We start from the raw sequence: 26,099 nt of genomic DNA on the forward strand, positions 1-26,099 counted from the left end.
GAAAGGCACCTGAGATGAAGGATTTCGACAACATTCCCGCCCTTATGGCCGATCTTGGTAAACGCGCTAAAGCAGCCTCGGCCGATCTGGCCTTTGCAAGTGCCGAGCGTAAACATGCCGCCTTGATTGCCGCAGCTGACGCTGTTTGGGCCAACCGCGCGGATATCATTGAGGCCAACAAGAAAGACCTAGAGTTTGGGCGTGAAAAAGGCCTGAGCCCGGCGATGATGGACCGGCTGATGCTGGACGAAGCGCGCATTCAGGGCATGGTTGACGGGCTGCGCACGGTCGCGGATCAGCCAGACCCCGTGGGCGAGGTTCTGATCGAATGGGACATGGCCTCGGGCCTGAACATCCAGCGTGTTCGCACGCCTTTGGGCGTTATCGGAGTGATTTACGAAAGCCGCCCGAACGTGACGGCGGATGCAGGCGCATTGTGCCTGAAGTCGGGCAACGCGGTGATCCTTCGCGGCGGCTCTGAAAGTTTCCATTCCTCGACCGCCATTCACGCCTGTCTGGTCCAAGGGCTAAAAGCTGCAAACCTGCCAGAAGATGCCATTCAACTTGTGCCCACGCGAGACCGCGCCGCTGTGCAAGAGCTGCTGACCATGACCGATTGTGTGGACGTCATCGTTCCGCGCGGCGGAAAAGGTCTGGTTGGGTTGGTTCAGCGCGAGGCACGCGTGCCCGTCTTTGCGCACTTGGAAGGTATCGTGCACATCTATATCGACAAGGCTGCAGACCCCCAGAAAACGCTGGACGTCGTGCTGAACGCCAAAACCCGGCGCACTGGGATTTGTGGTGCTGCCGAGTGCTTGCTGATCCATCAGGATGTGGCTGAAACACTCGGCCGGGATATCATCTCCGCCTTGCTTGCGGCGGGCGTCGAAATCCATGCCGAAGGCGCGTTGGCCCTGGACGGCACCATAGCGGCCACGGGCGACGACTGGGGCAAAGAATTCCTCGACAGCATCATCGCAGCCAAGCCGGTGGCTGATATTGATCAGGCAATCGCGCATATCCGCCAGTTCGGTTCGAACCACACCGATTGCATCATGACCGAGGATGCCGATGCCGCGGCCCGGTTCTTTGAACGGCTCGACAGTGCGATCCTGATGCACAATGCCTCAACCCAGTTTGCCGATGGTGGCGAGTTCGGAATGGGGGCCGAGATCGGTATTGCAACTGGCAAAATGCATGCGCGCGGCCCGGTCGGGGCCGCTCAGCTGACGAGCTTCAAATACCTTGTCCGCGGCAACGGGACCGTCCGGTCTTAAAACCGGATAGCGACGCGGGTTGAGGTGGTTTCCGCCGCAACCCGCCGCCCCATAGACGCGGCCGTTTGCGGAAGTAGCGCGAATTGCACCTGCGCTGGCGTCACCTTGTTCGCAAATTGGCCTTTGGGCAGGTTCTTCCAAAGATCGGCGTCAATATTCAGCTTGTCCGCGACACCGACCACAGTCCAACTGCCGCCGTTGTTTGCCACAGTGACATCGCCCCCCATCGGCATCGCGCTTTCGCAACACATCAGGGCCAGAAAGGCGAGCTTGACCTGATTGCGTGGCATCGCATCGGTCACGTGCCAGTTGACACGCACACGACCAACGCTTTCGACGTCTTTCAAAAGCTCTGTGACCTCGGCCCGACCCAACGGTTGATCGCTGGCCGACCCAAAAGCGACGCGAAAGAACCTGATCTTTGCTCCGGCGCTTCCGACGCTGCCCGAGATCAGCTCCATCTCGGGGCCCTGCGTGGTTCCGACCATCTCAAGCAGTTCCAGCCCATTGTTTATTACGCCAATGGGGCTGATCAGATCGTGACAAATTCGCGACCCTATCAGTTCGGCCAGATTGACGTTGGTGCCGCCCATGCGTACCTCTCCTGTTGTATCTGCCGCCGGACCGGAGCCCGATCATGACAGACCTCAATGCCATACTTGCACCGGGCATGTATGTCCGCCACCCCGATTTCCCCGACTGGGGTGTCGGACAGGTGCAGTCCAACATTGGGGGCAAGATCACCGTGAATTTCCAAGAACAGGGAAAAGTGGTGATTGACGGAACCCGCATCGCCCTGACGCCCGTCTTTGATCCGTGAAACTGGTTTAAGAATGCTTAACGGTGGGCCGCCGTCGCGCCGGTTGCCATTTGACCGAAAACTGCGGTATCAGCGCGCAAACAAAAGCGGAATACTCGATGCCGGATGCAGGCCCTTCTTTCACCGTCAAACTTGCCGAATCCGAGGCCGAACTGCGCGCAGCCCAGAGGCTGCGATATGATGTGTTCGTCCGCGAATTGGGCGGCGGCGGCAAGATGGTGGACCACGAGGCAGGGTTAGAGCAGGATCAGTTCGATCCTTATTTTGATCACATGCTGGCCTATGATGACGCCACTGGCGAAGTTGTGGGCGTTTACAGGCTGTTACCGGGTGAACGAGCCATCGAATTGGGGCAGTTCTATTCCGAGGATGAATACGACCTGACCGTGTTGAAACAGAGCGGCCGCAAATTGTTAGAGCTTGGACGTTCCTGCCTTCACCCGGACTATCGGGGCGGAACGGCGATGTACCATCTTTGGAACGGCCTAGCAGGCTATGTGGCCGAGCGCGATATTGAGGTGCTGTTCGGCGTCGCCAGCTTCCACGGCATCAATGTGCAGGAATTGGCCCAGCCTTTGTCGATGTTGCACCACAATCATCTGGCCCCGCCGGACCTGCGGGTCAGGGCGCAACCCGAATTGTTTCAAAGCATGGACCTTGTCGCGCCGGATGCGCTGGATCGCCGTAGGGCGATGGTTCGGGTGCCCGCGCTGATCAAGGCGTACCTGCGGTTGGGTGGCTTTGTGGGCGAGGGGGCGTTTATCGACCACGCGTTTAACACAACAGATGTTTGCCTGATCCTCGACACGGCGCGCATGAACGAGCGCCAGAGGCGTATTTACAGCGGAGCCTGATCCAGTGAACGATCCGCTTTGGGACAGTGACGACGCGCCAGACCCTATTGAATTGGGCGTATTTGGCTGGGCATTGGTAATCTTGCGCGGCCTTCCCTTGGCACTGCTGGTTTTTGGCGGGCTGCTCGTTTTGTTGACCGTTCGCCTGATCGAGCGCCCGCTATTCGGTTTACGGCGTCCGATCACACCGTTCATTGCGCAGTTTGTCTGCCGCAATGCGCTCCGGCTTCTTGGCATCGGCTTTCGCAGCTCTGGCGAATTGATGCGCGAACGCGGCGCTGTGGTCGCGAACCACACATCATGGCTCGACATCTTTGCGCTGAACGCACGCAAACGGGCTTACTTCGTGTCCAAGGCCGAAGTGGCCAAATGGCCGGGTATCGGCTGGCTGGCCCGCGCCACGGGCACGGTGTTTATCGAACGAGATCGCAAGAAAGCCCGCGAACAGACCCTGATCTTTGAAGAGCGCTTGAAAGTCGGGCATAAGTTGTTGTTTTTTCCCGAGGGCACCTCGACCGACGGCCTTCGTGTTTTACCCTTTAAAACAACACTTTTCGCCGCGTTCTTCTCGGATGAATTGCGGGACTGCATGTATGTTCAGCCTGTTTCCGTGGTCTTTCACGCGCCAAATGGGCAACCTGACAGGTTCTATGGCTGGTGGGGCGATATGGATTTTGCCCCGCATCTTCTCAAAACCTTGGGCGCGCGTCGGCAGGGGACGGTGGAATTGATTTACCACGTTCCAGCCAAAGTCAGCGATTTTGCCGACCGCAAGGCGTTGGCCGCACATTGCGAACAGGCAGTGCGCCACGCGCATGCAATTGCTCGGCTTGAAAAATAAGGCCATTTGGCACTTGCACCGGGCGAATTCCTACCGTATACGCGCGCCATTAAAACCCGCAGGCGGGGTTTGGGCTATTTGAGGGAGACATCCTTATCTGGCCCGCCGGTTGGAGCATCCGCTTCTTTCACCCCCGCCCAGGCGTAAACCGGAAAAGGAAAATAGCATGGCTCTTCCCGAGTTCACCATGCGTCAGCTGCTGGAAGCTGGCGTTCACTTTGGTCACCAGACACAGCGTTGGAATCCCCGCATGGGCCCGTTCATCTACGGCTCGCGCAATGGCATCCACATCATGGACCTGACCCAGACTGTTCCAATGCTGGATCAGGCTCTGCAGGCCGTTCGTGACACCGTTGCAAAAGGTGGCCGCGTTCTGTTCGTTGGTACCAAGCGTCAGGCAGCTCAGCCGATCGCAGAAGCCGCTGAAAAGTCGGCTCAGTACTACATGAACCACCGCTGGCTGGGCGGCACGCTGACCAACTGGAAAACCGTTTCTCAGTCGATCAATCGTCTGAACCAGATTGACGAAGCCATGGAATCAGGGGCCGAAGGCCTGACCAAGAAAGAGCGTCTGGGCATGGAACGTGACCAGGGCAAACTGCAGGCGTCGCTGGGCGGTATCCGCGAAATGGGCGGCGTTCCCGATCTGCTGTTCGTCATCGACGTCAAAAAAGAAGCACTGGCCATCGCCGAAGCCAACAAGCTGGGTATTCCGGTTGTGGCAATTGTCGACACCAACTGCTCGCCCGATGGCGTGGATTACATCATCCCCGGTAACGACGACGCAGCGCGCGCGATCTCTCTGTATTGCGATCTAGTTGCTCGTGCCGCTCTGGACGGTATGACCGCTCAGATGGGTGCTGCAGGCGTTGACCTGGGCGCATTCGAAGAAGCACCAGTTGAAGAAGTCGTTGCGGAAGAAGCACCCGTTGCAGAAGAAGCCACGCCGGAAGCCAAAGCCGAAGCGTAAGCTGCCCGTCACGTAAATGACATATGGGGCAGGGTAGACCTGCCCCAATTCCGTTTGAATTGAGGAGAGCCAAAAGATGGCAATCACAGCAGCAATGGTTAAAGAACTGCGCGACTCGACCGGCGCAGGCATGATGGACGCAAAAAAAGCGCTGACCGAAACCGGCGGCAACATGGATGAAGCCGTTGATTGGCTGCGCACCAAGGGTCTGGCCAAAGCGGCCAAGAAATCCGGCCGTACTGCAGCAGAAGGTCTGGTTGCAGTTCACGTCAACGGTGGCAACGGTGTTGCTGTCGAAGTGAACTCGGAAACCGACTTCGTCGCAAAGAACGCCGAGTTCCAGGAAATGGTTGGCAAGATTGCTTACGCGGCAGAAGGCGTCGACGATGTCGAAGCTCTGTTGGCCGCTGATCTGGGCGGCAAGAACGTAGCTGACACCCTGACCGACAAGATCGCCACCATTGGTGAGAACATGTCGGTTCGCCGCATGGCGAAACTGTCAGGCGACACTGTTGTGTCCTACGTTCACAACGCAGCCACCAACGGCATGGGCAAAATCGGTGTACTGGTTGCTCTGTCCGGTGGTGACGAAGTGATCGGCAAGCAGATTGCGATGCACATCGCAGCTGTGAACCCGGCGGCCCTGTCTGAAGCGGACATGGACCCGGCTGTTGTCGAAAAAGAAAAGCAGGTTCAGATGGACATCGCCCGCGAATCCGGCAAGCCGGAGCAGGTGATCGAAAAAATGATCGTTGGCCGTATGAAGAAATTCGTAGCGGAATCAACTTTGCTGAACCAGTCGTTCGTTGTGAACCCTGACCTGACCGTCGAAGCCGCTGCCAAAGAAGCAGGCGCAACCATCACTGGTTTCGTCCGTCTGGAAGTTGGCGAAGGCATCGTGGTCGAAAAAGAAGACTTCGCAGCTGAAGTTGCCAAAGCCGTACAGGGCTAATTCTGGCAGAGGCCCTGAAAGGGGCCTCAACCTGAACAGAATTAAACCGGCTACTTTCCAGTAGTCGTTTTTTTTGCGCCTTCAACAGATCATACACTACTATTGGAAGGATTGAGGGGCCCCGCAGATGGGGATGGTCGAGGCCCCCCAAAATTCCGACTAAGAGACGCGGACAAATAGACGCCTTTATGTCAGAGCGACCGGAGAGCTTTGGTATTGCAAAGATCCGATCAAAACGTTCCCAGGCTAAAGCCACCACTCACGGAACAATATCATTTTGCAACTGGGGTTCAGATTCGGGAAGTCATGTTTTCCTTACCCGACGTAAATTGACGCAATTTAGCGTCAAAAAAAACACATCATGCTTCCATGATGAACATCTGATTTTGCAGGGATGCTTTGAGCACGGCTTGTGCTGTTGTTTCCACTGAAAGGGACTCCCGGGCCAGCCTCAAATGCTTTTCAACGGTCGCCGATGTCAGGCCCATCAAAAGCGCTATGTCCTGCGTTGTCTTGCCATCGCCAACCCATTCCAGCGCCTCGCGCTGACGTTTCGTCAAAGCGCGATTGGGGGTGTTGTAGGGCAGGGTGAGTATCTTCAGATGCGCGACATTGTTCATCAACAAGATGTCATCGCCATGTTCCGCCCAGATTGCGTCGACCTCATCCTGACTTGTGGCACCACCAGCCGAAAGAGAGATCGCCCCCTTAGACCGCATCGACACCGAGGTGAAACTGACAGTGTATCCCGCCACAACGCCTTTTGACCGATTGAACTCGTATACCTGGCGTTCCTGGGCGGTCATCGTGCCGTCGGAATTCATATCTTGAATCATTCTCCAACTGGCCGCGCCTTCATTGTGCAGCGCCCATTTCAGCATTGGCGCGTGAAAGTACAGCCCGTCGCGCACGAAACCATCGATGTACTCTTTGCCGTGGTTTGTAAGGATGGTGAAGTCTTCAGGGTCACCCAAAGACGTCTCAGTCCTGTAACGTGTATAGCCGTACAGCAGACGGTCGAACCCGAAATTTGCCATCTGGCGGCAATGGGCATCCCAAAGCTCCTCCAGAGTTTTGACGTAGCTGAGGAAATTCAGATACTCACCCAGCTTCATACGGATCCCTCATTCTGCAGATGAGCTGACAACCCATCCAGCGCCATCACATAGCTCTGCAGCCCAAAGCCGCAGATCTGTCCCAGCGCAACCGGCGCTACATAGGATTTGTGCCGGAAGGGCTCGCGCGCGTGTATGTTCGACAGGTGAACCTCAACAACCGGCAGCTCGACCGAAGATATCGCGTCCATCAAGGCGACCGAGGTGTGGGTATACGCGCCGGCGTTCAGAATGATCCCATCCTGATTGCCCTTGGCCGTGTGGATCGCGTCGATCAGCCCACCTTCGTGATTGGATTGCAGGTGTGATACGTCCAACCCGACAGACGCGCCGTGGCTTACACAGGTTTCTTCGACCATTTTCAGCGTTGTACGGCCATAAACCTCGGGTTGTCGTGTGCCCAGCAAGTTCAGGTTCGGACCGTTCAGAATCAGAACTTTATGCATTCATTCTCCGTCCCATTACTGGTTGATAAACGTGATTAGGTATGGATGTCCACCAGCCTGCGCACTCATCAGGCGAGTGTCGCGCATCTAACACCATCTGATCTTGAACCAAGCGTCGAAAACCAGTCAGGATTCTGGCATCGTTACCACAACTTTTCCAAGAACGGTGCGGTCGTTCAACAATTTCAGTGCCTCGCTTGCATCCGCTAAAGGAAACCGCCGACTGATTTGCGGCTTTATCTGTGAATTGGCGTATAAGTCGAACAACTCGCTGATATTTTCGGCATGGCCCTTGGGATCCCGATAGACCGAAGCCCCCCAGAACACGCCAACGACCTGGCAGCCCTTCAACAATGGTAGGTTGAGTGGGACTTTGGGAATACCGGCCGGAAACCCAACAACAAGGAACCGGCCATTCCACGCCATGCTGCGCAGCGCTGGTTCGGCATAATCCCCACCAACGGCATCATAGACGACATCCACGCCATTTGCGCCCGCCATGGCCTTGATTTCGCCAGAGAATGCCTTTTGGGCGTCGCGGTCCATCTGGCGGGAATATACGATTGTGTCGTCCGCGCCGATTTGACGGCAAAAATCCGCCTTTTCCTGAGAAGATATGGCCGCTATGACACGCGCCCCCATCGCCTTGCCCAGCTCAATGGCCGCGCTACCGACACCACCTGCGGCACCCAGCACCAAAAGCGTTTCACCAGGCTGCAATGCGGCACGGTCTTTCAGCGCGTGGTAGGACGTGCCGTAGGTGAAAATGAAACATGCCGCGTCATCGAATGGCATCGATGTGGGGAATTTCACGGCTATGGCCGCCTTGACCGTCAATTGCGTGGCAAAACCGCCATATCCGGTCAGCGCCAGAACCCTGTCCCCAACCTCGAATCCGGTTACGCCTTCGCCAACGCCCAATACCTCACCCGCAATTTCCCCACCCGGGGCAAATGGTCTGGGTGGTTTAATCTGATACAGGTCTTGGATCATCAACGTATCGGGGAAATTGACGCCAGCAGCCTTAACCCCGACCAGCAACTCTCCCTTTCCTGGCACCGGGTCGGGCTGGGTCGTAAGTTCCAAAGTATCCGGTCCGCCCGGCGCGACGCTGAGTAACGCTTGCATAATGACTGTCTTGTCCTTGTTATTCGGTTGAGAGGACCTTTGGCGCAGCGGTGAATGTTGTCAAGAATTCCGCAGGGTGCAAATCTCGCCGAAAATCGCCACCTGTGCCACAATTCAAAACCGAGGAGCAGACCATGACCCCTGAAACCCTATTTTCGCTGCAGGGAAAAACCGCACTGGTGACAGGTGGTGCCACCGGCATTGGCCGGATGGCTGCGGAATCGCTTGTAAGGGCAGGGGTACGCGTGCTGATCGCGTCGCGCAAGGGGGAAGCCTGTGAAACCGTCGCGGCCGAGCTGAATGCTCTGGACGCGCCCGGCAGCGCCGAAGGTTTCAGCGGCGATGTCGGAACGGAAGAAGGCGTTCTGGCCATAGTCGATGAGGTCAAGAATCGCACGGATACCCTTGATATCCTGATGAATAATGCGGGCATCTCTTGGGGTTCACCGCTGGGACAGTTTCCCCATCACGCGTGGGAAAAGGTCAATTCCGTCAACGTCGCTGGTCTGTTCGAACTGACACAACGCCTGTTGCCGATGCTGATGAAGTCCGGAACACCGGACGATCCGGCGCGCGTCGTCAACGTTGGATCAGTAATGGGCGAGGTACCGATGGGCGACGGTGCTTACAGCTATTCCGCGTCCAAAGCCGCCGTGCTCCACTTGACCAAAATCCTAGCCAAGGAATTGTCGCCCTATCACGTCACTGTTAACGCACTTGCGCCGGGGCCATTTGTGTCACGGATGACAGCCTTTGCGACGGCAGACGAAGGGACGCGCGAAAAGGTTGGCAAGACGGTACCGCTTGGCCGTGTAGGTCGCGACGAAGATATCGCCGGGTGCATGTTGTTCCTGTGCGGGCGTGGCGGCAGCTATGTGACCGGAGCCGTCATCCCGGTTTCTGGAGGCCTAAACGTGGTGACCGCCGGCAATCTCTTCGCCGAAGCACTATAGCCCCGGGGGAATAGTTATTGGAAATGCGCGATAAATCACAACTCGACCTGACGGCGCTAGACACCTATCTCAGCGCAAATTTGGACGGTTACATGGGTCCGCCGGAAGCGACGAAGTTCGCCATTGGACAATCCAACCCAACTTTCGAACTGCGCACACCGTCCAAGACTTATGTGCTGCGCCGTAAACCGCCAGGCGTTTTGCTGAAGTCAGCCCATGCCGTGGAACGCGAGTTTCGCGTTCAAAGCGCTCTGGCCGATAGCGCGGTTCCGGTCCCTCAGGTGATGCTGCTTTGCGAGGATGACGACGTCATCGGTTCGGCGTTTTATGTCATGGAACGGTTGCAGGGGCGTGTATTCCTTGAGCCGACGGTGGATGAGGCCGACAACGCAACTCGCAGTGGTGTATTCGATGAAATGAACCGCGTGCTGGCGGAATTGCATGACGTTGATGTGGACGCAGTAGGCCTGTCCGACTATGGCCCGCCCGGCAATTACTTTGAGCGCCAAATTGCCCGATGGACCAAGCAGTATCGCGCATCCGAGACAACGACCATCCCCGAAATGGACGCGCTTATTTCCGCGCTTGAGGGGGCCATTCCGGAGGATGACGGGCAGCGAACTTTGGTGCATGGTGATTACCGCATCGACAATCTGATGTTCGAGCAAAACGGTTCGCGCTGCATTGGCGTTCTGGATTGGGAGCTGTCGACGATCGGGCACCCTTACGCAGATCTGGCAGCAGTCATCATGCAGTGGCAACTGCCCCCCGGAAACGAGGGGCGCGGGTTGGCAGGCATCGACCGTCAAGCCCTGGGAATACCGTCGGATCAAGAGTTTATCGGGCGGTATTGCCAGCGTCGCGGCTTACCTGGGATTGAAACTTTCGGGTTCTACCTGGCGTTCAATTTCTTCCGAATGGCCGGAATTCTACAGGGTGTGTACAAGCGCGCATTGGATGGCAACGCGTCTGATCCCAAACGCGCGCAGGTATTTGGGGCTTATGTTCCGGTTTTTGCAAAACACGGGCTTGAAGCACTGAATTCTTAGATCTTCTGTCAGGCTGATGGCCGGGCAAGCTCCAACTCAATATTGCCAAGGCTGTTTTTGCCAAAAAACATCTCGGTGCCCACAAACATTGTGGGCACTCCGAATACGCCTCGTTTTACGGCGGCCTTGGATTGCTCTTTGAGCCGCTGCTTTATTTCGGCACCCGTCATGGCCTCGCGGATCTTGCGCGCGGGAAGTTTGTTTTCCTGCAATATATCCATCAGCACACCCAGTTCATCGACTTTTTGGCCATGTACCCAAATCGCATCAAATATCGCGTTTATATATTTGGATTCCCATGATTTACCCGAGGCAAATACAGCACCGCGCATGGCAAATTTGGTGTTCACCGGGAAATGCGGGCTCATATGAAAATTCAATCCGCGTCTGCGGGCAAAGCGATGAAGATCATGGGTCAGATAGGCCGTTTTCTGGCGGTTTTCCGAGAATGCCTCGAACGGGTTCTGATTATGCGTCGCCTTGAATATCGTGGGCAGCAACACGGGCACATAGCTTACCTGCATGCCATTTCGTTCCGCCAGTTCGGGCAAGACCTTGTGGGCCAGAAATGCATTTGGGCTGCAGAAATCGAAAATGAAATCTATGGTCTGCGTCATTGTCTAAACTCCGATACGACGATCTGTCAAATGAACTCTGAACCACCAGACGAATCTATAACGCGTCTAGTGTACAGGCGGGAAGGCTGACGCGCACTGGCCGTTGGTCACGATGTGGGAAATCAGGAATTCCTCTGTTAATTCAGTGCGTCACCGGTCAAGATCAACCAAACCGCCGAGGAGGTTCGAGAAACCCATGCTCAGCCAGACCACCCTTGATCCTACCCGCCTGAACCGCATACGGGACTGGATGCAGCGCTATGTCGATGAGCGCAAATACGCGGGCAGTTCATTACTATTGACCCACCATGGGTCCGAGGCGTTCTTTCACGCCTGTGGCCTTAGAAATGTTGAAAAGGGCCTACCGTTTCAGCGCGATACGCTTGTGCGGATCTATTCTATGACGAAACCCATCACCTCGGTCGCGGTGATGATGCTGGCCGAGCGTGGGTTGTTCCACCTCGACGCGCAGCTTTCTGATTTTCTGCCTGAATTTGCTTCCGTTCAGGCTCTTGTTCCTGGGGCGGAGAGGCTGGATCAAACCGAAGATGCACCATCCCCGACACTGCATCAGCTTCTGACCCACACAAGCGGATTCAGCTATCCGTTCAATCCCGGTGTTCTCCCGGCAGCGATGGATGAACAGAAGCTGATTTTTAGCCCCAATCAAGGGGCTTTGAAGGACAGGATCGGCGCACTGGCACAACTGCCATTGGCATTCCAGCCCGGAACCCGTTGGGAGTATTCAGTTTCCACTGATGTGTTAGGCCGGTTGGTCGAGGTTGTTTCCGGCAAAACCTTGGATCAGTTCTTCGCGCAAGAGATCTTTGAGCCGCTTGAGATGGCCGAGACCGGATTTTCTGTGCCCAAAGGGGCAGGGGATCGGTTCGCGTCTCTCTATACGCCGCTGGCCGGAGACGCGATGGCGCTGAATTCAGCCGAGACCGGCGGCGACACCCTGCGATTGACAGACGAGGCAGGCGCATCCCCATTTGTAAAGCCGACGACCTTTTCGGGCGGCGGCGGTCTGGTCAGCACGATCGACGACTACGTCAAATTCACCGAGATGATGCGAAACCGGGGGCAGGGCAACGGCCACTGCTTGCTGGGTCCAAAGACAGTCGACTTCATGCTGCAAAACCACTTGCCGGGCGATATCGCCTCGATGGGCCCGCAAAGCTTTGCCGAGCAACCGATGGAAGGCATGGGATTTGGTCTGGCCGGGTCTGTCATCATCAACCCTGGCAGAACCCGAACACCTGGGTCATTAGGTGATTTTAGTTGGGGCGGTATGGCTTCGACATTCTTCTGGATTGACCGCAGCAATGATCTGTCGGCCGTATTCTTCACCCAATTGTCCCCGTCCAGCTCTTACCCGTCCCGATCCGAGCTAAAGGCGCTGGTAATGGGCGCGTTGGTTGATTGACCCGGGTGGCGCTGATACGCCTCTTTCATAGCCAACCGGAGAGTCGCCAATGACCGAAGCAGAACGTGTCCTTCTTGACCTTTTGAACCTCGAGAGGCTCGAAGTTGACCTGTTCCGAGGCACCGGGTCAGGCGGCGAGACTCCGACGCGAATCTTTGGCGGGCAGGTGGTGTCGCAGGCTCTGGCGGCGGCGTACCGTACTGTGGATGATCGGCTGTGCCATTCGCTGCATGCGTATTTTATTCGCCCGGGCGATCCATCTATTCCTGTTATTTATCAGGTTGATAGAGCCCGGGATGGAGGTTCATTTACCACACGGCGCGTGGTCGCGATACAACATGGCAAACAGATCTTGAACGTATCGGCCTCGTTTCACATTCAGGATGAAGGCTGGGATCATCACCATGAGATGCCCCAGATGGAGGACCCGGAAAGTTATCCGTCGCGCACTGAACTGCGCAAGAAGTACGTGGATTTGGTACCCAAACACATGCGTGGAGAACTGACACGCGAACGGCCGATTCAGGTCCGTGAGGCCAGCCATCTTGATCCGTTCCATCCTGAAAAATCGGACGATCGAAATCAGGTCTGGTTCCGCATGCCCGGCGCAGCGGGGGCGGATTCTGCCACACAGCAATTGCTGCTGACTTACGCGTCAGACATGTATCTGATGGGATCAGGTATGCGACCGCATGGCCTCAGCTGGTTTACGGGTCAGGTCAATGGGGCCAGCCTGGATCACGCCATGTGGTTCCACGCGCCGATCCATTTTGAAAACTGGCATCTGTATTCGATGGATTCGCCCTGGAGCGGGCGAGGGCGCAACTTCAACCGAGGGTCGATTTATGCACAAGATGGCACTTTGGTTGCGTCGGTCACGCAGGAAGGCCTGATGCGAAAAGCCCAGAAGAAACTTTAATCATCGCCCGTAAACTGTTGATTTAACTTATTCATACCCCTAAGCCAGCTGTCGTAATCGCTGGATTTGTGCCGAATGTAGTCCAACACTTTCGAATGCGGCAGCACCAGAAACTGTTCGGACTCAATGGCTTCGACACAGGCCTGGGCCACGTCTTCAGGCTCTAGCATACCGTCGATAGACGCTACCGAATCCTCAAAGCCGCGTGTCATTTCGGACCGAACCGCTTGCGGACATAGAACGGAAACGCGCAGGCCTTTATGGCTGTATGTCAGCGACAGCCATTCGGCAAAGCCCACGGCGGCGTGTTTGGAAACGCCGTATGGTGCAGCGCCAGGCTGGTTCAAAAGTCCCGCAGCCGAGGCCGTTGTCATGATGTAGCCACCGCCGCGCGCGATCATATGCGGAACGAGATGACGCGCGGTCCAGACATGCGACATGACGTTGATCTTCCAGATCCGCTCCCAGTCTTCATCCGGAACGTCCAGACCACCAAGAGTCAGGATGCCGGCATTTGCACAAAACAGATCAATCGGGCTAATCTCATCTTCGACGTGATCAATCAACGCTTTGATACTGGCTTCGTCTGAAACATCGCATGTTACCGCGTGTCCATTGATTTCAGTGGCCACAGAACGCGCAGCTTCGGTGTCTATGTCTGCGCATACGACCGTTGCACCTTCGCGCGCGAACCGGGTTGCCAGACCTTTACCGATACCGTTGGCTGCACCGGTGACCACCACAGTCTTGCCATTCAAGTTCATCAGGGGCTCCGAATTGGACGATTTGAAAGGCATCGTAAGGCATTGGCAATTTTGGGAAAACCGGAAATTGCCAATACTCAGTTTTTACCATAATACCGATTATGCGGTATTTAGAATATCCTAGTAGAAGGCCTGAAGTCCGGTCTGTGCTCGCCCCAAAATCAACGCATGAACGTCGTGCGTGCCCTCATAGGTGTTCACAGTTTCCAGATTGACCATGTGGCGGATAACCTGGAATTCCAGTGAGATGCCATTGCCACCGTGCATGTCGCGGGCCATCCGTGCGATGTCCAACGCTTTGCCGCAGTTGTTTCGCTTAACGATCGAGATCATTTCAGGCGCTGCTTCGGCCTGATCCATCAAACGGCCTACGCGCAGGCTGGCTTGCAGGCCCAGGGCGATCTCGGTTTGCATATCAGCCAGTTTGCGTTGGAACAGTTGCGTCTGCGCCAGTGGCTTGTTGAACTGTTTGCGGTCCAGACCATACTGACGCGCACCGTGCCAGCAGCTTTCTGCGGCGCCCATGACGCCCCAGCTGATCCCATAACGGGCGCGATTCAGACAGCCGAACGGCCCTTTCAGGCCCTGAACATGCGGCAGCAATGCGCCCTCGTCCACTTCGACGCCATCCAGAACGATCTCACCCGTAATCGATGCCCGCAGGCTCATCTTGTTCTGAATTTTAGGCGCGCTCAAACCTTTGAGGCCCTTGTCCAGAACAAAGCCACGGATCTTGCCGTCATGCGCGTCGGACTTGGCCCACACCACAAAGACGTCTGCGATGGGTGAATTTGAGATCCACATCTTGCTGCCGGTCAGTCGATAACCACCGTCGATCTTTTCCGCGCGGGTTTTCATGCCCGCCGGGTCCGAGCCGGCATCAGGTTCTGTCAGACCAAAGCAGCCGATCCATTCGCCGCTGGCCAGTTTCGGAAGGTACTTCCGGCGCTGTTCTTCGCTGCCATAGGCATAGATCGGGTACATCACCAATGAGCTTTGTACCGACATCATCGAGCGATAGCCAGAATCCACACGCTCAACCTCGCGCGCGACCAGGCCGTAGGACACATAACCGCCACCAAGACCGCCGTATTCTTCGGGGATCGTGGTGCCCAAAAGGCCCATTTCACCCATTTCGCGGAAGATTTCCGGGTCCGTTTCCTCGTTCTGGAAAGCTTCCAGAACCCGTGGTTGCAGCTTTTCCTGACAATATGCCTGCGCACTCGCGGCGATCATGCGCTCATCTTCTGTTAGCTGATCCGCCAGACGAAATGGATCGTCCCACGAGAACGCCCCCATGTCAGGTGCATCTTTGGCGCGCAAAGTCGGTTTGGTGTTCGGGGCGTTCATTTTGGTTCTCCGCTAGTCGGCTTTGTCGCAAATTACCCTGCCGTAACCGCAAATAACAGCTACAGTTTCGCATCGAACCATGAGTAAACCGCATAGAACAGGGCGATGCGCCCTGCCCCGTGTCTTTACCCCAAGGCGTACCCTGCGCCGCGGACCGTACGCACGGGATCTTCACCGCCATGCTGCGTCAGCGCCTTGCGCAAGCGGCCGATGTGAACGTCTACCGTTCTGGTATCCACGTAGATATCGCGCCCCCAGACCCGGTCCAGCAACTGTTCGCGGCTCCAGACACGACCCGGTTTTTCCATGAACGTGCTCAGCAGACGAAACTCGGTCGGGCCCAGTTTCAGCGGCTTGCTGTTGCGGCTGACCTTGTGTGTCTCGGAATCCAGAATGATATCCGCAAATTCAAGCTTGATACCGACCGTCGCCGGGCGAACACGGCGCAACTGTGTGCGCACGCGCGCCATAAGCTCGACAACCGAATACGGCTTGACCACATAGTCATCCGCCCCGGTTTCCAGACCACGCACCTTGTCGACCTCTTCCGACCGGGCTGAAAGCATGATGATGGGGATCGATCGTGTATCCGGGCGCGTTTTAAGGCGGCGGCACACTTCGATCCCGCTGAGGTTGGGCATCATCCAGTCCAAAACGATGATGTCCGGATTGTCTTCATCAACCAATAGCAACGCCTCGTCACCATTGGCCGCCTTGGATACACGAAACCCTTCTGCTTCGAGGTTGTAAGCCAGCACTTCACGCTGGGCCAGTTCATCCTCAACAACCAGTACCGTAGGCTGATCAGCGGACATAATCGTTGCCTCCTAGGCGGTTTGCGAGGTGGTATCAGCTTTGGGACGTGCTTCCGACGGCCGTTCCCCAGTCACCAGATAAACCACCTGTTCAGCGATGGCTGTAACGTGATCGCCCATACGTTCGATGTTCTTTGCGATGAAATGCAGGTGCATGCACGACGAGATGTTGCGGGGATCTTCAGCCATGAAGGTCAGAAACTCGCGGAACAGGCCGTTATACATCTGGTCTACTTCTTCATCCCGCTGGATCACGTCAGCGGCCAATTCTGCGTCACGTTGAATATAAGCGTCCAACGCGTCGCGCAGCATCCGCTCAACCTCGCGCGCCATACGGCGCAGGGCCGCGGCACTGCCGTTGATCTCGCCGGCGTCGACAAGAACCGTGGTGCGTTTGGCAATGTTTTTGGAATAGTCGCCGATACGTTCCAAGTTTGCCGAGACTTTCAGAACCGACAGAACCAGACGCAGGTCGCTCGCTGTGGGTGCCCGCAGCGCGATCACTCGCGCGGTTTCTTCGTTGATCAGATCCTCAAGCGCATCAATGGCTTTGTCGCCCTGACGCACCTCTTGGGCCAATTCGACATCCCGGGTCTCGAGCGAGCGCGCAGCGTTCATGATCGCGGCCTCGACCAGACCACCCATCTTCATGATATGGGCCTGAACCGCTTCAAGGTCGCGGTCGAATGCGGATGCAATATGTTGTTCGGTCATGTTCAAATACCTGTCCTCAGCCAATACGGCCGGTGATGTAGCTTTCCGTGCGGGGATCTTCGGGGTTGGTAAAGATCTGGCCGGTCTCTCCGAATTCCACGAGGTTGCCCAAATGGAAGAACGCCGTCTTTTGGCTGACTCGCGCGGCCTGTTGCATCGAGTGGGTTACGATCACCACCGAATAGCGCGAGCGCAGTTCGTCAATCAGTTCCTCGACTTGCGCAGTGGCAATCGGATCAAGCGCCGAGCATGGCTCGTCCATCAGCAAAACCTCAGGCTCGGTTGCCACGGCACGGGCAATGCACAGGCGCTGTTGCTGACCACCGGACAGGCCGGTTCCGGGTGCGTCCAAGCGGTCTTTGACCTCATCCCAGATCGCAGCACGACGCAGAGATTTCTCAACGATATCATCCAGTTCCGATTTGCTCTTTGCAAGGCCATGGATGCGTGGGCCATAGGCCACGTTGTCATAGATCGATTTGGGAAACGGGTTTGGTTTCTGAAACACCATTCCGACCTTGGCGCGCAGCTGCACAGGGTCGACGCGCTTGTCGTAGATGTCTTCGCCGTCCAGCAGGATATCGCCCTCAACCCGGCAGATGTCGATAGTATCGTTCATCCGGTTGAGGCAGCGCAGAAAAGTGGACTTGCCGCAGCCCGATGGGCCGATAAAGGCCGTCACGGTCTTGTCCTCGATCTGGACGTCCACGTCTTTGATGGCGTGCGTGTCGCCGTAATAAACCTGAACGTTGTTGGCGGCGATCTTGATGGCTTTGGAGTCCACGGTTCTCTCCACTCGTGTCATATCATTCATAATAGCCCCCATTTACCAGCGGCGTTCAAAGCGGCGGCGCAGAAGTACCGCAATGGTGTTCATTGTAACGAGGAAGATCAACAGGATGATGATCCCCCCCCATGCGCGTTCGTAAAAGGCCGGGTCGGCGCGTTTGGACCATTCATAGATCTGCGCTGGCATGGCCGAGTTTGGTGACAGGAAGCCCGCGACAATGCCATCGGGCGGGTTCGAGGCGATAAAGCCCACCATCCCGATCAGCAGCAGCGGCGCGGTTTCCCCAAGCGCCTGCGCAAGGCCAATGATAGTGCCGGTCAAAATACCGGGAGCGGCCAGCGGCAGGACATGGTGGAACACCGCCTGCATTTTCGAGGCCCCTACCCCCAGCGCCGCATCTCGGATCGACGGCGGAACCGCCTTGAGCGACGCACGGGTCGAGATAATGATCGTCGGCAAGGTCATGAGCGTCAACACCAGACCACCGACCAGCGGCGCGGACGTCGGCAGGTGCATATAGTTGATGAATACGGCCAGACCCAGAATACCGAACACGATGGACGGCACAGCGGCCAGGTTCGAGATGTTGACCTCGATGATATCTGTCAGCCGGTTCTGGGGTGCGAATTCTTCTAGGTAGATCGAAGCCGCCACACCGATGGGCAAGGCCAGCGCCAGGACGACCAACATCATGAACAATGAACCCAGCATAGAGACACCGATCCCAGCCGCTTCGGGCCGCTGGTCCGACGCATCTGCACCGAAAATGAAATCCGGGTTGAAGGCTTTGTACAGCACACCTGCATCGCGCAGTTGATCCACGAAATCCAACTGTTCGACCGAGATACTCTTGTCGTTGGCAATCGACTCGCGGGTCACACGGCCTTTCATGTAGCCATCGACACGGCTGTTGACCAAAAAGCGGAAGCTGACCGTTTTGCCGATCTCATCAGGGTTGGCGATCACATAGTTTCGCAACTCGGCCTGCGCCGCCTTGGACAGGATCTTGCCCATCTCCTTGGGTTTCAGGTCTGTTTGGATGCCCAGCTTTTCGACTTCGCTTTCCAGCGCAGACGCGATCAGAGGGGCATAACCAAAGGTCGAAACCTTCTTGATATCCTCGATGTTCCGGTTGCCCTTCTTGTCAAGCTTGTCGGCCTTCAATTCGACATTCAGTGCAAGAAAGCTTTGCTGAAACGCACCGGTGCCAGCGGTGACAATATTGGTCACCAGCACAATCAGCATCAGCAATCCGATCCCAATGGCGGCAATGCCATACATTTTGAACCGGCTTTCAGCTGCGTTGCGCCGCTTGGTGCGCGCGTCCTTTTCGAACAGCGAGCCGCCCTTGGGCTTCGTGGTCGGAGCAGCGTCAGGCATTTGGGAAATATCGGTCATTCGTACTGCTCCCGGTATTTGCGTACGATGTAGAGGGCAAAGATGTTCAGCCCCAGCGTGATGATGAACAGGGTCAGACCCAGAGCAAAAGCCACCAGCGTTTCGGGGCTGGCAAAATCGGTATCGCCTGTCAGCTGGCTGACAATTCGCGTGGTGATGGTTGTCATCGCCTCGAACGGGTTGCCCGAGAATTTGGCGATTGCGCCCGCGGCCATAACAACGATCATCGTTTCACCAATGGCGCGGCTTGCGGCCAGAAGGATCGCGCCGACAATACCGGGCAGCGCGGCCGGTAGGATCACGTTGCGCACAGTTTCCGAATGCGTGGCGCCTAAGCCAAGCGAGCCATCCCGCATGGATTGAGGCACCGCGTTGATAATGTCGTCCGACAGTGACGAGACAAACGGGATCAGCATAATCCCCATAACCAACCCAGCGGTCAGGACCGCGTTTGAGCTGGCCATCCAACCCACACCCAGCGCGCCGCCATCGCCGAACATCGACACCAGCGCCGGACCCACAGTCAGCAGCGCAAACAGACCGTAAACGATGGTCGGAATACCGGCGAGGATTTCCAGCAGTGGCTTGGCGACAGATCGCGTGACGCCCGAGGCATATTCAGACAGATAGATCGCGGCGAACAGCCCAATCGGGACCGCCACAAGCAGCGCGATCACAGAGATGTACAGCGTGCCCCAGAGCAGCGGTAGGATCGACAGCTCACTGCCTCCGCGGAAGTTCGGGGCCCACGTGCTGCCGAAGAAGAAGTCCTTCCACGAATGCAGCTGGAAGAAGTTCATTGTCTCAAACAGCATCGACAGAACAATGCCTATGGTTGTCAGGATCGCGATTGACGCGGCCAGCAAAAGAAGGGCCAGAACCCCCTGCTCTACCACGTTGCGGGCCCGAAACTCCTTGTGCGTGCGCAAATAGGCAAATGCCGCTCCGAGCAGAGCCAACGCCAGGACCACGACCTGCATCGCAACTGTCCCTGTGGACGTCATGCTGCGGAACTTCTGTGCCGCGACCAGAATGGGCTGTGTGATGTCCTGAGTCAGAACCTGGCCTGCGTCTTTCAGCGTTTTCGTCAGCGCTTCGATATCCGCATTGCCGTTCTGGGCTTGAGTTTCGGTCATCGCACCGCTGGCGACAGCGCCGTCCAGGCCGTAGGCGACGCGGCGCACTTCACTCATGATCAGGCCACGCTCCGACCCTTCGGGCACTGCCTGATCAGGAATGAGGCTGGATACCGTGCTGTTTACGATCATCGGCTGGGCAAGAAGCCAGACGATCAGCACGCCAACTGCGGGAACCAGAGCCGTCAGCGCAACGTTGTAACCGTAGTAAGACGGTAAAGAATGCAAATCGCGGACGTTTCCACCCGCACTTGCCAAAGCGCGGGACCGACCCGCAAAAAATCCGATCACTGCCAGCGCAAGCAGGATAAGCAACAGCCAGGATAACGCCATGAGAACTCCGTGGGGATGGCAGAGATGGAGTCAAAAAGAACCGGGGCGCGAAAAATCGCCCCGGTTCCGTTCGTATGTGTGATTAGGAACCGCCGCCCAGAACGGTTTCGTTGGCAACAGCTTCCTGTACCTTGACCAGCTCAGGATCGGATACCAGGCCGTATTCTGCCAGCGGGCCGTCGGGACCTGCGATCTCGTCAGCGACGAAGAACTCAGCGTATTCTTTCAGGCCGGGGATCACGCCGATATGGGCTTTCTTCACGTAGAAGAACAGCGGGCGCGAAACCGGGTATTCGCCGGTTGCGATCGACTCAGTCGAAGGAACAATGTCGGACATGGTTGCGACTTGCAGCTTGTCCGTGTTGTTCTCGTAGAACGCCAGACCAAAGACGCCGATGCCGTCTTTGTTGCTGTCGATACGGGCCAGAGTTTCGGTGTAGTCACCGTCGATGTCGACCGAAACGCCATCGGTGCGGATGGCGATGCACTGCTTTTCAGCTGCTTTCTTGTCGTCGCCGGCAGCTGCCTTGAACACTTCGAAATCGCCGAGGTGCTCACAACCTGCCAGGATCACCTTGTCTTCAAACACTTCACGTGTGCCGTGCTTGGTGCCTGGAATGAAGGTTGCGATCGGTTGCGCCGGGAAATCCGGGTTCACGTCGGCCCAGGTTTTATTCGGGTTGTCGACAACTTCACCGTCTACAACGATTTTCGCGGCCAGCGCTTTGTACCAGTCTTCCGGCGTGAACTCGAACGAGTTGCCGTTGATGTCGGATGCGAAAACGATGCCGTCATAACCGATCTGAACTTCGATGATGTCGGTCACGCCGTTTTCGGCACAGGCTTTGATTTCTTTTTCACGGATCGCGCGCGAGGCGTTTGCAACGTCGATGGTGTTTTCGCCAACACCTTCACAGAAACGCTTCAGGCCCGCCGAGGAACCACCCGATTCAACAACTGGCGTCGGGAAGTCAAAGTTTTCACCGAAGGCTTCAGCCACGATCGAGGCATAAGGCAGAACGGTCGACGACCCTGCAACCTGAACCTGATCACGAGCGGCGGCCGTGGTGGCCGATACAGCAGCGATGGTGAGAGCCGAAGCCGACAGTTTAACAAAGGACATTACAGTCTCCTTGAGAAAGGTAAATTCTGATCACCCCCATGATGATCTTGGGGCGAACCCCTAAGAGGCGTCGGTAAGCCTTTTGTGACAAGTTCGTAACGGTTTTATGACACGTAACGATTTTCTTACGTTTTCTTAACTTGACCCCGCGGAACACCGTTCGCGTTCGAAATGGACCCGCGCTGGAAGTCCGAGATCAGCGTGGCAAAATCACTGTAAATACAGAACCTTTGCCCAAGGTGCTTTCGACACGCAACCGGCCCCTATGGCGGTTGACGATGTGCTTTACAATCGCCAGACCCAACCCTGTACCGCCCAATTCGCGGGACCTGTGACTATCGGCGCGATAGAATCGCTCGGTCAGGCGCGGCAGATGTACGGCATCAATGCCTGGGCCTTTGTCTGCGATCTGTACCCGAACCGCAGGACCGCGCATGGCGGTGTCGCGGTCGGATGCCTGAATGCGCACATCAACACTACCGCCACTCCCACCATATTTGATGGCGTTCTCAACGAGGTTCGTAAACACTTGGCGCAGTTGGTCGCTGTCTCCGGTCACCGAGATAGGTCCCGAAGACGTATCCAGTGTCAGGTCCACATTTGCAGCCTCGGCCAGGGGACGAAGCGTTGTAAGCGTTGATTGCAACAAACCCGTCAGATCTAGCTGCTCTTTGGGGCGAACCCGCTCTTCGCTCTCGACCCGGTTCAGGGATAGCAGATCCCCGACCAACCGGTTCATCCGATTGGCTTCGTCGGTCATGATCTGCAGAAACCGTTCACGGGCGGCTGCATCGTCTCGCGCTGGACCGCGCAATGTTTCTATAAAGCCCATCAGAGCAGTCAGAGGCGTGCGCAATTCGTGGCTGACATTTGCCACGAAGTCACGTCTCATTTGTCCGGCCTGTTCCAGATGCGTGACGTCCTGGAAAACGACCATCACGGCCCCGCCCTCCACCGCGCCCACACCATTCATGTAACGGCATTGCACTTCGAAAGTGGTGTCCTGGGCACCATCATTGGACAAATGGCGCGTTTTGGACGAGCCCTTGCTGCGCAGGCTCTGCTCTATCGCGTCGATAACTTGTGGCTGCCGAAGGATCGTTGCGAAATGACGGCCTTCGATGTTCTGACCCAGCATAGTTCTGGCTTCGGTGTTGGCCGCTATGATGCGCTCGGTCTGATCAACCATAAGCGTGGGCATCGGAATGGCTGACACAATTTCAGCAAGCAGGTCGTTTGGCATTTCCGTCACTCTTGATGCGTTTGGAATCAACCTAGGACACAGGTTTCAAAGTTTTGCGAAACGCGCGCATATTCTGCTGATAATGCAGCGCACTGAAGGTGATTTTTTGCGCTGCCGCCGCATCCAGTTCCCGCACAACTTTGCCCGGTGACCCCATGACCAGAGAGTTATCGGGTATTTCCTTGCCTTCCGTAATCAGGGCGCCGGCACCGATCAGGCAGTTTTTCCCGATCTTAGCCCCATTCAGGACAATCGCCCCCATCCCGATCAGCGTGTTTTCCCCGATCGTGCAGCCATGCAGCATGACCTTGTGTCCGATGGTGCAATTCTTACCAATGGTCAGCGGATACCCGGCGTCGATATGCATGACGCAGTTTTCCTGGACGTTGCTGCCCTCGCCCACGCGGATCTCTTCGTGGTCGGCGCGGATGGTGCAGCCGAACCAGACCGAGGCACCCTGCTCCAGAACGACTTTCCCAATCAGGTTGGCATCCGGCGCAACCCATGTGTCTTCATGGATTTGCGGCACGTGGTCACCCAAAGCGTAAATGGTCATGCCAAGCCCTCAAATTCGTTTTGCAGCGTGCGGACATGGTTCTGTAGGCTGGGCTGCTGGATGCGGCGCATGCGTTCGGCGCTGACGATGGTTTTTAGCTTCTCCTCGGTGGCATCCAGATCGTCATTGATCAGAACATAGTCATAATAGCCCCAGTGGCTGATCTCATCCCAGCTTTTCAGCATTCGTTTTGCGATCACGTCTTCACTGTCCTGACCGCGGCTTTCCAACCTGCGGCGCAGCTCAGGGATCGACGGCGGAAGGATAAAGATCGACAAAGCGTGTTTGCCCAGGTCCGAATTACGGATTTGCACCTCGCCCTGCCAGTCCACGTCAAACAGAACGTCTTTCCCACTGTTAATGGACTCGCGTACCGGACCCGCAGGTGAGCCGTAGAAATTGCCGAACACGTGCGCATGTTCCAGCATTTGCCCCTCAGACACCTGCTGCCGGAACGCATCCTCACTCAGGAAGTAATACTCGCGCCCTTCATGTTCCCCCGAACGTGGCGCGCGGGTGGTGGCCGAGACCGAAAACTCCAGCTCAGAATCCCACTGCATCAGCCGTTTCGCCAGGGTCGATTTACCGGCCCCCGAAGGCGAGGACAGAATAATTAATAGGCCGCGTCGATCCGCCATTTGGGCGCTCCTGTGGTTATTCTACGTTCTGCACTTGCTCGCGCATCTGATCTATTACGGCCTTCAACTCAAGCCCTACTGCTGTCAGATCGGCGCTTTGCGCCTTTGAGCACAGAGTATTGGCCTCGCGGTTGAACTCCTGCATCAGGAAATCCAGCTTGCGCCCGACCGCCGCGTCCTCCGCCAGCAGATCGCGGGCTGCCACGACATGCGCTTTCAGGCGATCAATCTCTTCGGTGATGTCCGCCTTGACGGTGATTAGCGCCAGTTCCTGTGCAACGCGGTCCGGATCAGCCCCCTGCGCGTTGTCCATTACCCGCGCCAAATTATCCCGCAGCGCCTCGGCCATCTTGTCCTTGCGCTGCTCTGCCAGCTCTGCCGCCTGGACCGTCAATGAAGCCACCTGGCCTAGTTGATCTTCGAGAACAGTCGCCAGCACCCGCCCCTCAGACTGGCGCATTTCTATGAATTCGCCCAATAGGCCAGTGAACTCTGTCGTCAGTTGGCCAACCAATGGGCCCGGGTCATCCCCATCACTGCCCGCATCCAACATACCCTTGAGCGAGATCAGATCAGCGGCCGTCGAGGGCCTAAGGGTCACGTCCCGCGCAATGGCCATTTCCTGCGTTCGCGCCACAGCCTCAAGAACGGCACCCATGGCAGTCTCGTTCAGGACCAGGTCCGCCTGCGTCTCATCTCGGCTGAGGCGCAAAGACAATGTCACATTGCCCCGGCTGAGTTGTTTCGACATGGCGGCGCGCAACGCGGCCTCAAGCCCGGTCAACCAGTCCGGCACGCGCAGACGCATGTCCAGCCCCTTGCCGTTCACGCTGCGCAACTCCCACGTCCAGCTATGCGGCCCAAACGCCCCTTTGCCCGAGGCGAAACCCGTCATGGATTTAATCATGCCTGCCCTTTCCATAGCTGCCTGTTTTCAGTTTGCTGGGCGCACCTAATGCGAACTGCGCTTACAGGGCAAGAGTTTGCTGACTCTGCCTTTGTCCGCCAGTCGTTAACCATTCGTTAAAGATTTACTCCAAAATTGAATCAACCTGCGTCAGTCTTACACCTGCGAACACCGGTCTCGGATAGAGGTCCCCAGTATTTCGCATTTTAGGAAAATGACGGTCGATAGGCGCCAGGGTGATAATGATGAAAACCTTTTTCGGGAACGGTTTCGGGTCAAGTTTTGGAAAGATCGTCGCTATGGATCGTTTTGACAGCGGGCGCAGCCTTTCGCCCAACCGGCAGGCCGAGGCGTATTGGACGGCACTTTTGACAGGTGACGGTGTTCCCATGCGGTCGCAAATCGACCCCCGCGGGCTTGAGAACATTTTGGAATACACTTTCGTTCTGGAACGCATCGCCCCCGGACTTACCCGGTTCCGTCTGGCCGGGAGGCATTTGAACCAGTTGGCCGGGAAGGAAGTGCGAGGTATGCCGCTGACCTCTTTCTTTGAGCCCGACGCGCGGGACCAGATCAAAACCGTGTCGGAACAGGTATTCGCACAGCCAGCAATCGCCAATCTGACCCTGGACTCATCAGGTCGATTGGGGCGTGTGCAATCGCAGGCCCGCATGCTTCTGTTGCCGCTGAAAAGTGATCTGGGTGATGTCAGCCGCATTCTGGGCGTATTGGTCAGCGACGGCGCAATCGGTGCAACACCCCGTCGGTTCACAATCTCAGAAACCAACTTGCGCCCGGTGTCGCATGTGCAGGTTCCCAAACCGTCGCAAACGGTCGAGACTGGCTTCGCCGAAGATCAGCAAAAATTTGACCGTCCCGGTTCACATTTGAGGCTGGTTGTGTCGCGCGATGACTAATCACAAGCAAAAAAGGCGGGCCTTTGCAGCCCGCCTTTTCGTTGATTT

28 protein-coding genes are annotated in these 26,099 nt (G+C 56.6%); 11 read left to right on the forward strand and 17 right to left on the reverse strand.

The annotated features are described in order from the left end of the window. Positions 1-14: 14 nt before the first annotated feature. Entirely contained in the window at positions 15-1,277 is a 1,263-nt protein-coding gene (locus tag RUA4292_RS12930) for a glutamate-5-semialdehyde dehydrogenase (protein WP_058278195.1), read from the forward strand. Here RUA4292_RS12930 and RUA4292_RS12935 read toward each other — a convergent pair. After that, the gene (locus tag RUA4292_RS12935) at positions 1,274-1,870 is read right to left on the reverse strand and encodes a histidine phosphotransferase family protein (protein ID WP_058277928.1); all 597 of its coding nucleotides are present in this window, start codon (positions 1,868-1,870) and stop codon (positions 1,274-1,276) included. The genes RUA4292_RS12930 and RUA4292_RS12935 overlap by 4 nt on opposite strands. Before the next feature lie 44 nt (positions 1,871-1,914). Here RUA4292_RS12935 and RUA4292_RS12940 point away from each other — a divergent pair, with 44 nt between their 5' ends. From RUA4292_RS12940 to tsf, 5 genes are all read left to right on the forward strand, one after another. Further along, a complete protein-coding gene (locus RUA4292_RS12940; protein ID WP_058271637.1) occupies positions 1,915-2,097 on the forward strand; it encodes a DUF3553 domain-containing protein in 183 nt (60 codons plus the stop codon). A 98-nt stretch (positions 2,098-2,195) separates the two neighbouring features. Then, positions 2,196-2,951, forward strand: a complete 756-nt coding sequence (gene olsB / locus RUA4292_RS12945; protein WP_058278196.1) for an L-ornithine N(alpha)-acyltransferase — start codon at positions 2,196-2,198, stop codon at positions 2,949-2,951. A gap of 4 nt (positions 2,952-2,955) precedes the next feature. Then, entirely contained in the window at positions 2,956-3,792 is an 837-nt protein-coding gene (gene olsA / locus RUA4292_RS12950) for a lyso-ornithine lipid O-acyltransferase (RefSeq protein ID WP_058277929.1), read from the forward strand. A gap of 166 nt (positions 3,793-3,958) precedes the next feature. Beyond that, positions 3,959-4,762 (forward strand): 30S ribosomal protein S2, encoded by an 804-nt coding sequence (gene rpsB / locus RUA4292_RS12955; RefSeq protein ID WP_058271914.1) that lies wholly within the window; start codon positions 3,959-3,961, stop codon positions 4,760-4,762. Positions 4,763-4,838: 76 nt separating this feature from the next. Further along, positions 4,839-5,714, forward strand: coding sequence for a translation elongation factor Ts (gene tsf, locus RUA4292_RS12960; protein WP_058277930.1), 876 nt, complete (start codon positions 4,839-4,841; stop codon positions 5,712-5,714). A 359-nt stretch (positions 5,715-6,073) separates the two neighbouring features. Here the strand turns inward: tsf and RUA4292_RS12965 are convergent, their stop codons facing one another. From RUA4292_RS12965 to RUA4292_RS12975, 3 genes are all read right to left on the reverse strand, one after another. Then, complete coding sequence (locus tag RUA4292_RS12965) at positions 6,074-6,829, reverse strand: helix-turn-helix transcriptional regulator (RefSeq protein WP_058277931.1); 756 nt, start codon at positions 6,827-6,829, stop codon at positions 6,074-6,076. Beyond that, positions 6,826-7,275, reverse strand: coding sequence for a type II 3-dehydroquinate dehydratase (aroQ, locus tag RUA4292_RS12970; protein ID WP_058277932.1), 450 nt, complete (start codon positions 7,273-7,275; stop codon positions 6,826-6,828). The genes RUA4292_RS12965 and aroQ overlap by 4 nt, the downstream gene beginning before the upstream one ends. 126 nt (positions 7,276-7,401) lie before the next feature. Next, positions 7,402-8,403, reverse strand: a complete 1,002-nt coding sequence (locus tag RUA4292_RS12975) for an NADPH:quinone oxidoreductase family protein (RefSeq protein ID WP_058277933.1) — start codon at positions 8,401-8,403, stop codon at positions 7,402-7,404. A 134-nt stretch (positions 8,404-8,537) separates the two neighbouring features. Here RUA4292_RS12975 and RUA4292_RS12980 point away from each other — a divergent pair, with 134 nt between their 5' ends. Further along, positions 8,538-9,356, forward strand: coding sequence for an SDR family oxidoreductase (locus tag RUA4292_RS12980; protein WP_058278197.1), 819 nt, complete (start codon positions 8,538-8,540; stop codon positions 9,354-9,356). Between the two features lie 23 nt (positions 9,357-9,379). Further along, the gene (locus RUA4292_RS12985; protein WP_058277934.1) at positions 9,380-10,405 is read left to right on the forward strand and encodes a phosphotransferase; all 1,026 of its coding nucleotides are present in this window, start codon (positions 9,380-9,382) and stop codon (positions 10,403-10,405) included. A gap of 8 nt (positions 10,406-10,413) precedes the next feature. Here RUA4292_RS12985 and RUA4292_RS12990 read toward each other — a convergent pair whose 3' ends face one another. Then, the gene (locus tag RUA4292_RS12990; protein ID WP_058277935.1) at positions 10,414-11,022 is read right to left on the reverse strand and encodes a 2-hydroxychromene-2-carboxylate isomerase; all 609 of its coding nucleotides are present in this window, start codon (positions 11,020-11,022) and stop codon (positions 10,414-10,416) included. Between the two features lie 196 nt (positions 11,023-11,218). On the opposite strand from RUA4292_RS12990, the gene RUA4292_RS12995 reads away from it, so the two are divergent. Both RUA4292_RS12995 and RUA4292_RS13000 read left to right on the forward strand, forming a co-directional pair. Further along, on the forward strand, positions 11,219-12,448 hold the full coding sequence (locus tag RUA4292_RS12995; protein WP_058277936.1) for a serine hydrolase domain-containing protein: 1,230 nt from the start codon (positions 11,219-11,221) through the stop codon (positions 12,446-12,448). A 49-nt stretch (positions 12,449-12,497) separates the two neighbouring features. Beyond that, entirely contained in the window at positions 12,498-13,367 is an 870-nt protein-coding gene (locus RUA4292_RS13000) for an acyl-CoA thioesterase (RefSeq protein ID WP_058277937.1), read from the forward strand. Here the strand turns inward: RUA4292_RS13000 and RUA4292_RS13005 are convergent. From RUA4292_RS13005 to RUA4292_RS13060, 12 genes are all read right to left on the reverse strand, one after another. Beyond that, positions 13,364-14,131, reverse strand: coding sequence for an SDR family oxidoreductase (locus tag RUA4292_RS13005; protein WP_058278198.1), 768 nt, complete (start codon positions 14,129-14,131; stop codon positions 13,364-13,366). The genes RUA4292_RS13000 and RUA4292_RS13005 overlap by 4 nt on opposite strands. A 120-nt stretch (positions 14,132-14,251) precedes the next feature. Then, positions 14,252-15,481, reverse strand: a complete 1,230-nt coding sequence (locus tag RUA4292_RS13010; RefSeq protein WP_058277938.1) for an acyl-CoA dehydrogenase — start codon at positions 15,479-15,481, stop codon at positions 14,252-14,254. 125 nt (positions 15,482-15,606) lie between these two features. Beyond that, entirely contained in the window at positions 15,607-16,296 is a 690-nt protein-coding gene (gene phoB, locus RUA4292_RS13015; RefSeq protein ID WP_058277939.1) for a phosphate regulon transcriptional regulator PhoB, read from the reverse strand. 12 nt (positions 16,297-16,308) lie between these two features. Continuing rightward, positions 16,309-17,010 (reverse strand): phosphate signaling complex protein PhoU, encoded by a 702-nt coding sequence (phoU, locus tag RUA4292_RS13020; protein WP_058271623.1) that lies wholly within the window; start codon positions 17,008-17,010, stop codon positions 16,309-16,311. Between the two features lie 16 nt (positions 17,011-17,026). Next, a complete protein-coding gene (gene pstB / locus RUA4292_RS13025; protein ID WP_058278199.1) occupies positions 17,027-17,824 on the reverse strand; it encodes a phosphate ABC transporter ATP-binding protein PstB in 798 nt (265 codons plus the stop codon). A 12-nt stretch (positions 17,825-17,836) separates the two neighbouring features. After that, on the reverse strand, positions 17,837-19,198 hold the full coding sequence (pstA, locus tag RUA4292_RS13030) for a phosphate ABC transporter permease PstA (RefSeq protein WP_145974948.1): 1,362 nt from the start codon (positions 19,196-19,198) through the stop codon (positions 17,837-17,839). Then, positions 19,195-20,667: a phosphate ABC transporter permease subunit PstC gene (pstC, locus tag RUA4292_RS13035; RefSeq protein ID WP_058277941.1), complete on the reverse strand. Its 1,473-nt coding sequence runs from the start codon at positions 20,665-20,667 to the stop codon at positions 19,195-19,197. The genes pstA and pstC overlap by 4 nt, the downstream gene beginning before the upstream one ends. 82 nt (positions 20,668-20,749) lie before the next feature. Continuing rightward, positions 20,750-21,790 (reverse strand): substrate-binding domain-containing protein, encoded by a 1,041-nt coding sequence (locus RUA4292_RS13040; RefSeq protein ID WP_058277942.1) that lies wholly within the window; start codon positions 21,788-21,790, stop codon positions 20,750-20,752. A 196-nt stretch (positions 21,791-21,986) separates the two neighbouring features. Then, on the reverse strand, positions 21,987-23,033 hold the full coding sequence (locus RUA4292_RS13045; RefSeq protein WP_058277943.1) for an ATP-binding protein: 1,047 nt from the start codon (positions 23,031-23,033) through the stop codon (positions 21,987-21,989). A 31-nt stretch (positions 23,034-23,064) separates the two neighbouring features. Further along, on the reverse strand, positions 23,065-23,589 hold the full coding sequence (locus tag RUA4292_RS13050) for a gamma carbonic anhydrase family protein (RefSeq protein ID WP_058277944.1): 525 nt from the start codon (positions 23,587-23,589) through the stop codon (positions 23,065-23,067). Continuing rightward, on the reverse strand, positions 23,586-24,227 hold the full coding sequence (gene gmk, locus RUA4292_RS13055; protein WP_058277945.1) for a guanylate kinase: 642 nt from the start codon (positions 24,225-24,227) through the stop codon (positions 23,586-23,588). The genes RUA4292_RS13050 and gmk overlap by 4 nt, the downstream gene beginning before the upstream one ends. A 16-nt stretch (positions 24,228-24,243) precedes the next feature. Next, positions 24,244-25,134 carry a YicC/YloC family endoribonuclease gene (locus RUA4292_RS13060; protein WP_058278200.1) on the reverse strand — a complete coding sequence of 297 codons (891 nt, stop codon included), beginning with the start codon at positions 25,132-25,134 and terminating at the stop codon, positions 24,244-24,246. Positions 25,135-25,379: 245 nt separating this feature from the next. Between RUA4292_RS13060 and RUA4292_RS13065 the strand changes: the two genes are divergently transcribed. Further along, a complete protein-coding gene (locus tag RUA4292_RS13065; protein ID WP_058278201.1) occupies positions 25,380-26,051 on the forward strand; it encodes a PAS domain-containing protein in 672 nt (223 codons plus the stop codon). Positions 26,052-26,099 lie beyond the last annotated feature (48 nt).

The organism is Ruegeria atlantica, assembly GCF_001458195.1.
Taxonomy (GTDB): Bacteria; Pseudomonadota; Alphaproteobacteria; order Rhodobacterales; family Rhodobacteraceae; genus Ruegeria; species Ruegeria atlantica.

What these genes read in the sequence shown, in the direction of transcription:
- RUA4292_RS13065 (WP_058278201.1), top strand. Translation starts at nt 25,380, where the DNA reads ATGAAAACCTTTTTCGGGAACGGTTTCGGGTCAAGTTTTGGAAAGATC.
- rpsB (WP_058271914.1), top strand. Translation starts at nt 3,959, where the DNA reads ATGGCTCTTCCCGAGTTCACCATGCGTCAGCTGCTGGAAGCTGGCGTT.
- RUA4292_RS12935 (WP_058277928.1), bottom strand. Translation starts at nt 1,870, where the DNA reads ATGGGCGGCACCAACGTCAATCTGGCCGAACTGATAGGGTCGCGAATT.
- RUA4292_RS13040 (WP_058277942.1), bottom strand. Translation starts at nt 21,790, where the DNA reads ATGTCCTTTGTTAAACTGTCGGCTTCGGCTCTCACCATCGCTGCTGTA.
- pstC (WP_058277941.1), bottom strand. Translation starts at nt 20,667, where the DNA reads ATGGCGTTATCCTGGCTGTTGCTTATCCTGCTTGCGCTGGCAGTGATC.
- gmk (WP_058277945.1), bottom strand. Translation starts at nt 24,227, where the DNA reads ATGGCGGATCGACGCGGCCTATTAATTATTCTGTCCTCGCCTTCGGGG.
- RUA4292_RS12990 (WP_058277935.1), bottom strand. Translation starts at nt 11,022, where the DNA reads ATGACGCAGACCATAGATTTCATTTTCGATTTCTGCAGCCCAAATGCA.
- phoB (WP_058277939.1), bottom strand. Translation starts at nt 16,296, where the DNA reads ATGTCCGCTGATCAGCCTACGGTACTGGTTGTTGAGGATGAACTGGCC.
- RUA4292_RS13045 (WP_058277943.1), bottom strand. Translation starts at nt 23,033, where the DNA reads ATGCCAAACGACCTGCTTGCTGAAATTGTGTCAGCCATTCCGATGCCC.
- RUA4292_RS12975 (WP_058277933.1), bottom strand. Translation starts at nt 8,403, where the DNA reads ATGCAAGCGTTACTCAGCGTCGCGCCGGGCGGACCGGATACTTTGGAA.
- RUA4292_RS12985 (WP_058277934.1), top strand. Translation starts at nt 9,380, where the DNA reads ATGCGCGATAAATCACAACTCGACCTGACGGCGCTAGACACCTATCTC.
- RUA4292_RS13060 (WP_058278200.1), bottom strand. Translation starts at nt 25,134, where the DNA reads ATGATTAAATCCATGACGGGTTTCGCCTCGGGCAAAGGGGCGTTTGGG.
- olsB (WP_058278196.1), top strand. Translation starts at nt 2,196, where the DNA reads ATGCCGGATGCAGGCCCTTCTTTCACCGTCAAACTTGCCGAATCCGAG.
- RUA4292_RS12940 (WP_058271637.1), top strand. Translation starts at nt 1,915, where the DNA reads ATGACAGACCTCAATGCCATACTTGCACCGGGCATGTATGTCCGCCAC.
- pstA (WP_145974948.1), bottom strand. Translation starts at nt 19,198, where the DNA reads ATGACCGATATTTCCCAAATGCCTGACGCTGCTCCGACCACGAAGCCC.
- RUA4292_RS13005 (WP_058278198.1), bottom strand. Translation starts at nt 14,131, where the DNA reads ATGAACTTGAATGGCAAGACTGTGGTGGTCACCGGTGCAGCCAACGGT.
- tsf (WP_058277930.1), top strand. Translation starts at nt 4,839, where the DNA reads ATGGCAATCACAGCAGCAATGGTTAAAGAACTGCGCGACTCGACCGGC.
- RUA4292_RS13010 (WP_058277938.1), bottom strand. Translation starts at nt 15,481, where the DNA reads ATGAACGCCCCGAACACCAAACCGACTTTGCGCGCCAAAGATGCACCT.
- phoU (WP_058271623.1), bottom strand. Translation starts at nt 17,010, where the DNA reads ATGACCGAACAACATATTGCATCCGCATTCGACCGCGACCTTGAAGCG.
- RUA4292_RS13050 (WP_058277944.1), bottom strand. Translation starts at nt 23,589, where the DNA reads ATGACCATTTACGCTTTGGGTGACCACGTGCCGCAAATCCATGAAGAC.
- RUA4292_RS12965 (WP_058277931.1), bottom strand. Translation starts at nt 6,829, where the DNA reads ATGAAGCTGGGTGAGTATCTGAATTTCCTCAGCTACGTCAAAACTCTG.
- RUA4292_RS12995 (WP_058277936.1), top strand. Translation starts at nt 11,219, where the DNA reads ATGCTCAGCCAGACCACCCTTGATCCTACCCGCCTGAACCGCATACGG.
- pstB (WP_058278199.1), bottom strand. Translation starts at nt 17,824, where the DNA reads ATGAATGATATGACACGAGTGGAGAGAACCGTGGACTCCAAAGCCATC.
- RUA4292_RS12930 (WP_058278195.1), top strand. Translation starts at nt 15, where the DNA reads ATGAAGGATTTCGACAACATTCCCGCCCTTATGGCCGATCTTGGTAAA.
- RUA4292_RS13000 (WP_058277937.1), top strand. Translation starts at nt 12,498, where the DNA reads ATGACCGAAGCAGAACGTGTCCTTCTTGACCTTTTGAACCTCGAGAGG.
- RUA4292_RS12980 (WP_058278197.1), top strand. Translation starts at nt 8,538, where the DNA reads ATGACCCCTGAAACCCTATTTTCGCTGCAGGGAAAAACCGCACTGGTG.
- aroQ (WP_058277932.1), bottom strand. Translation starts at nt 7,275, where the DNA reads ATGCATAAAGTTCTGATTCTGAACGGTCCGAACCTGAACTTGCTGGGC.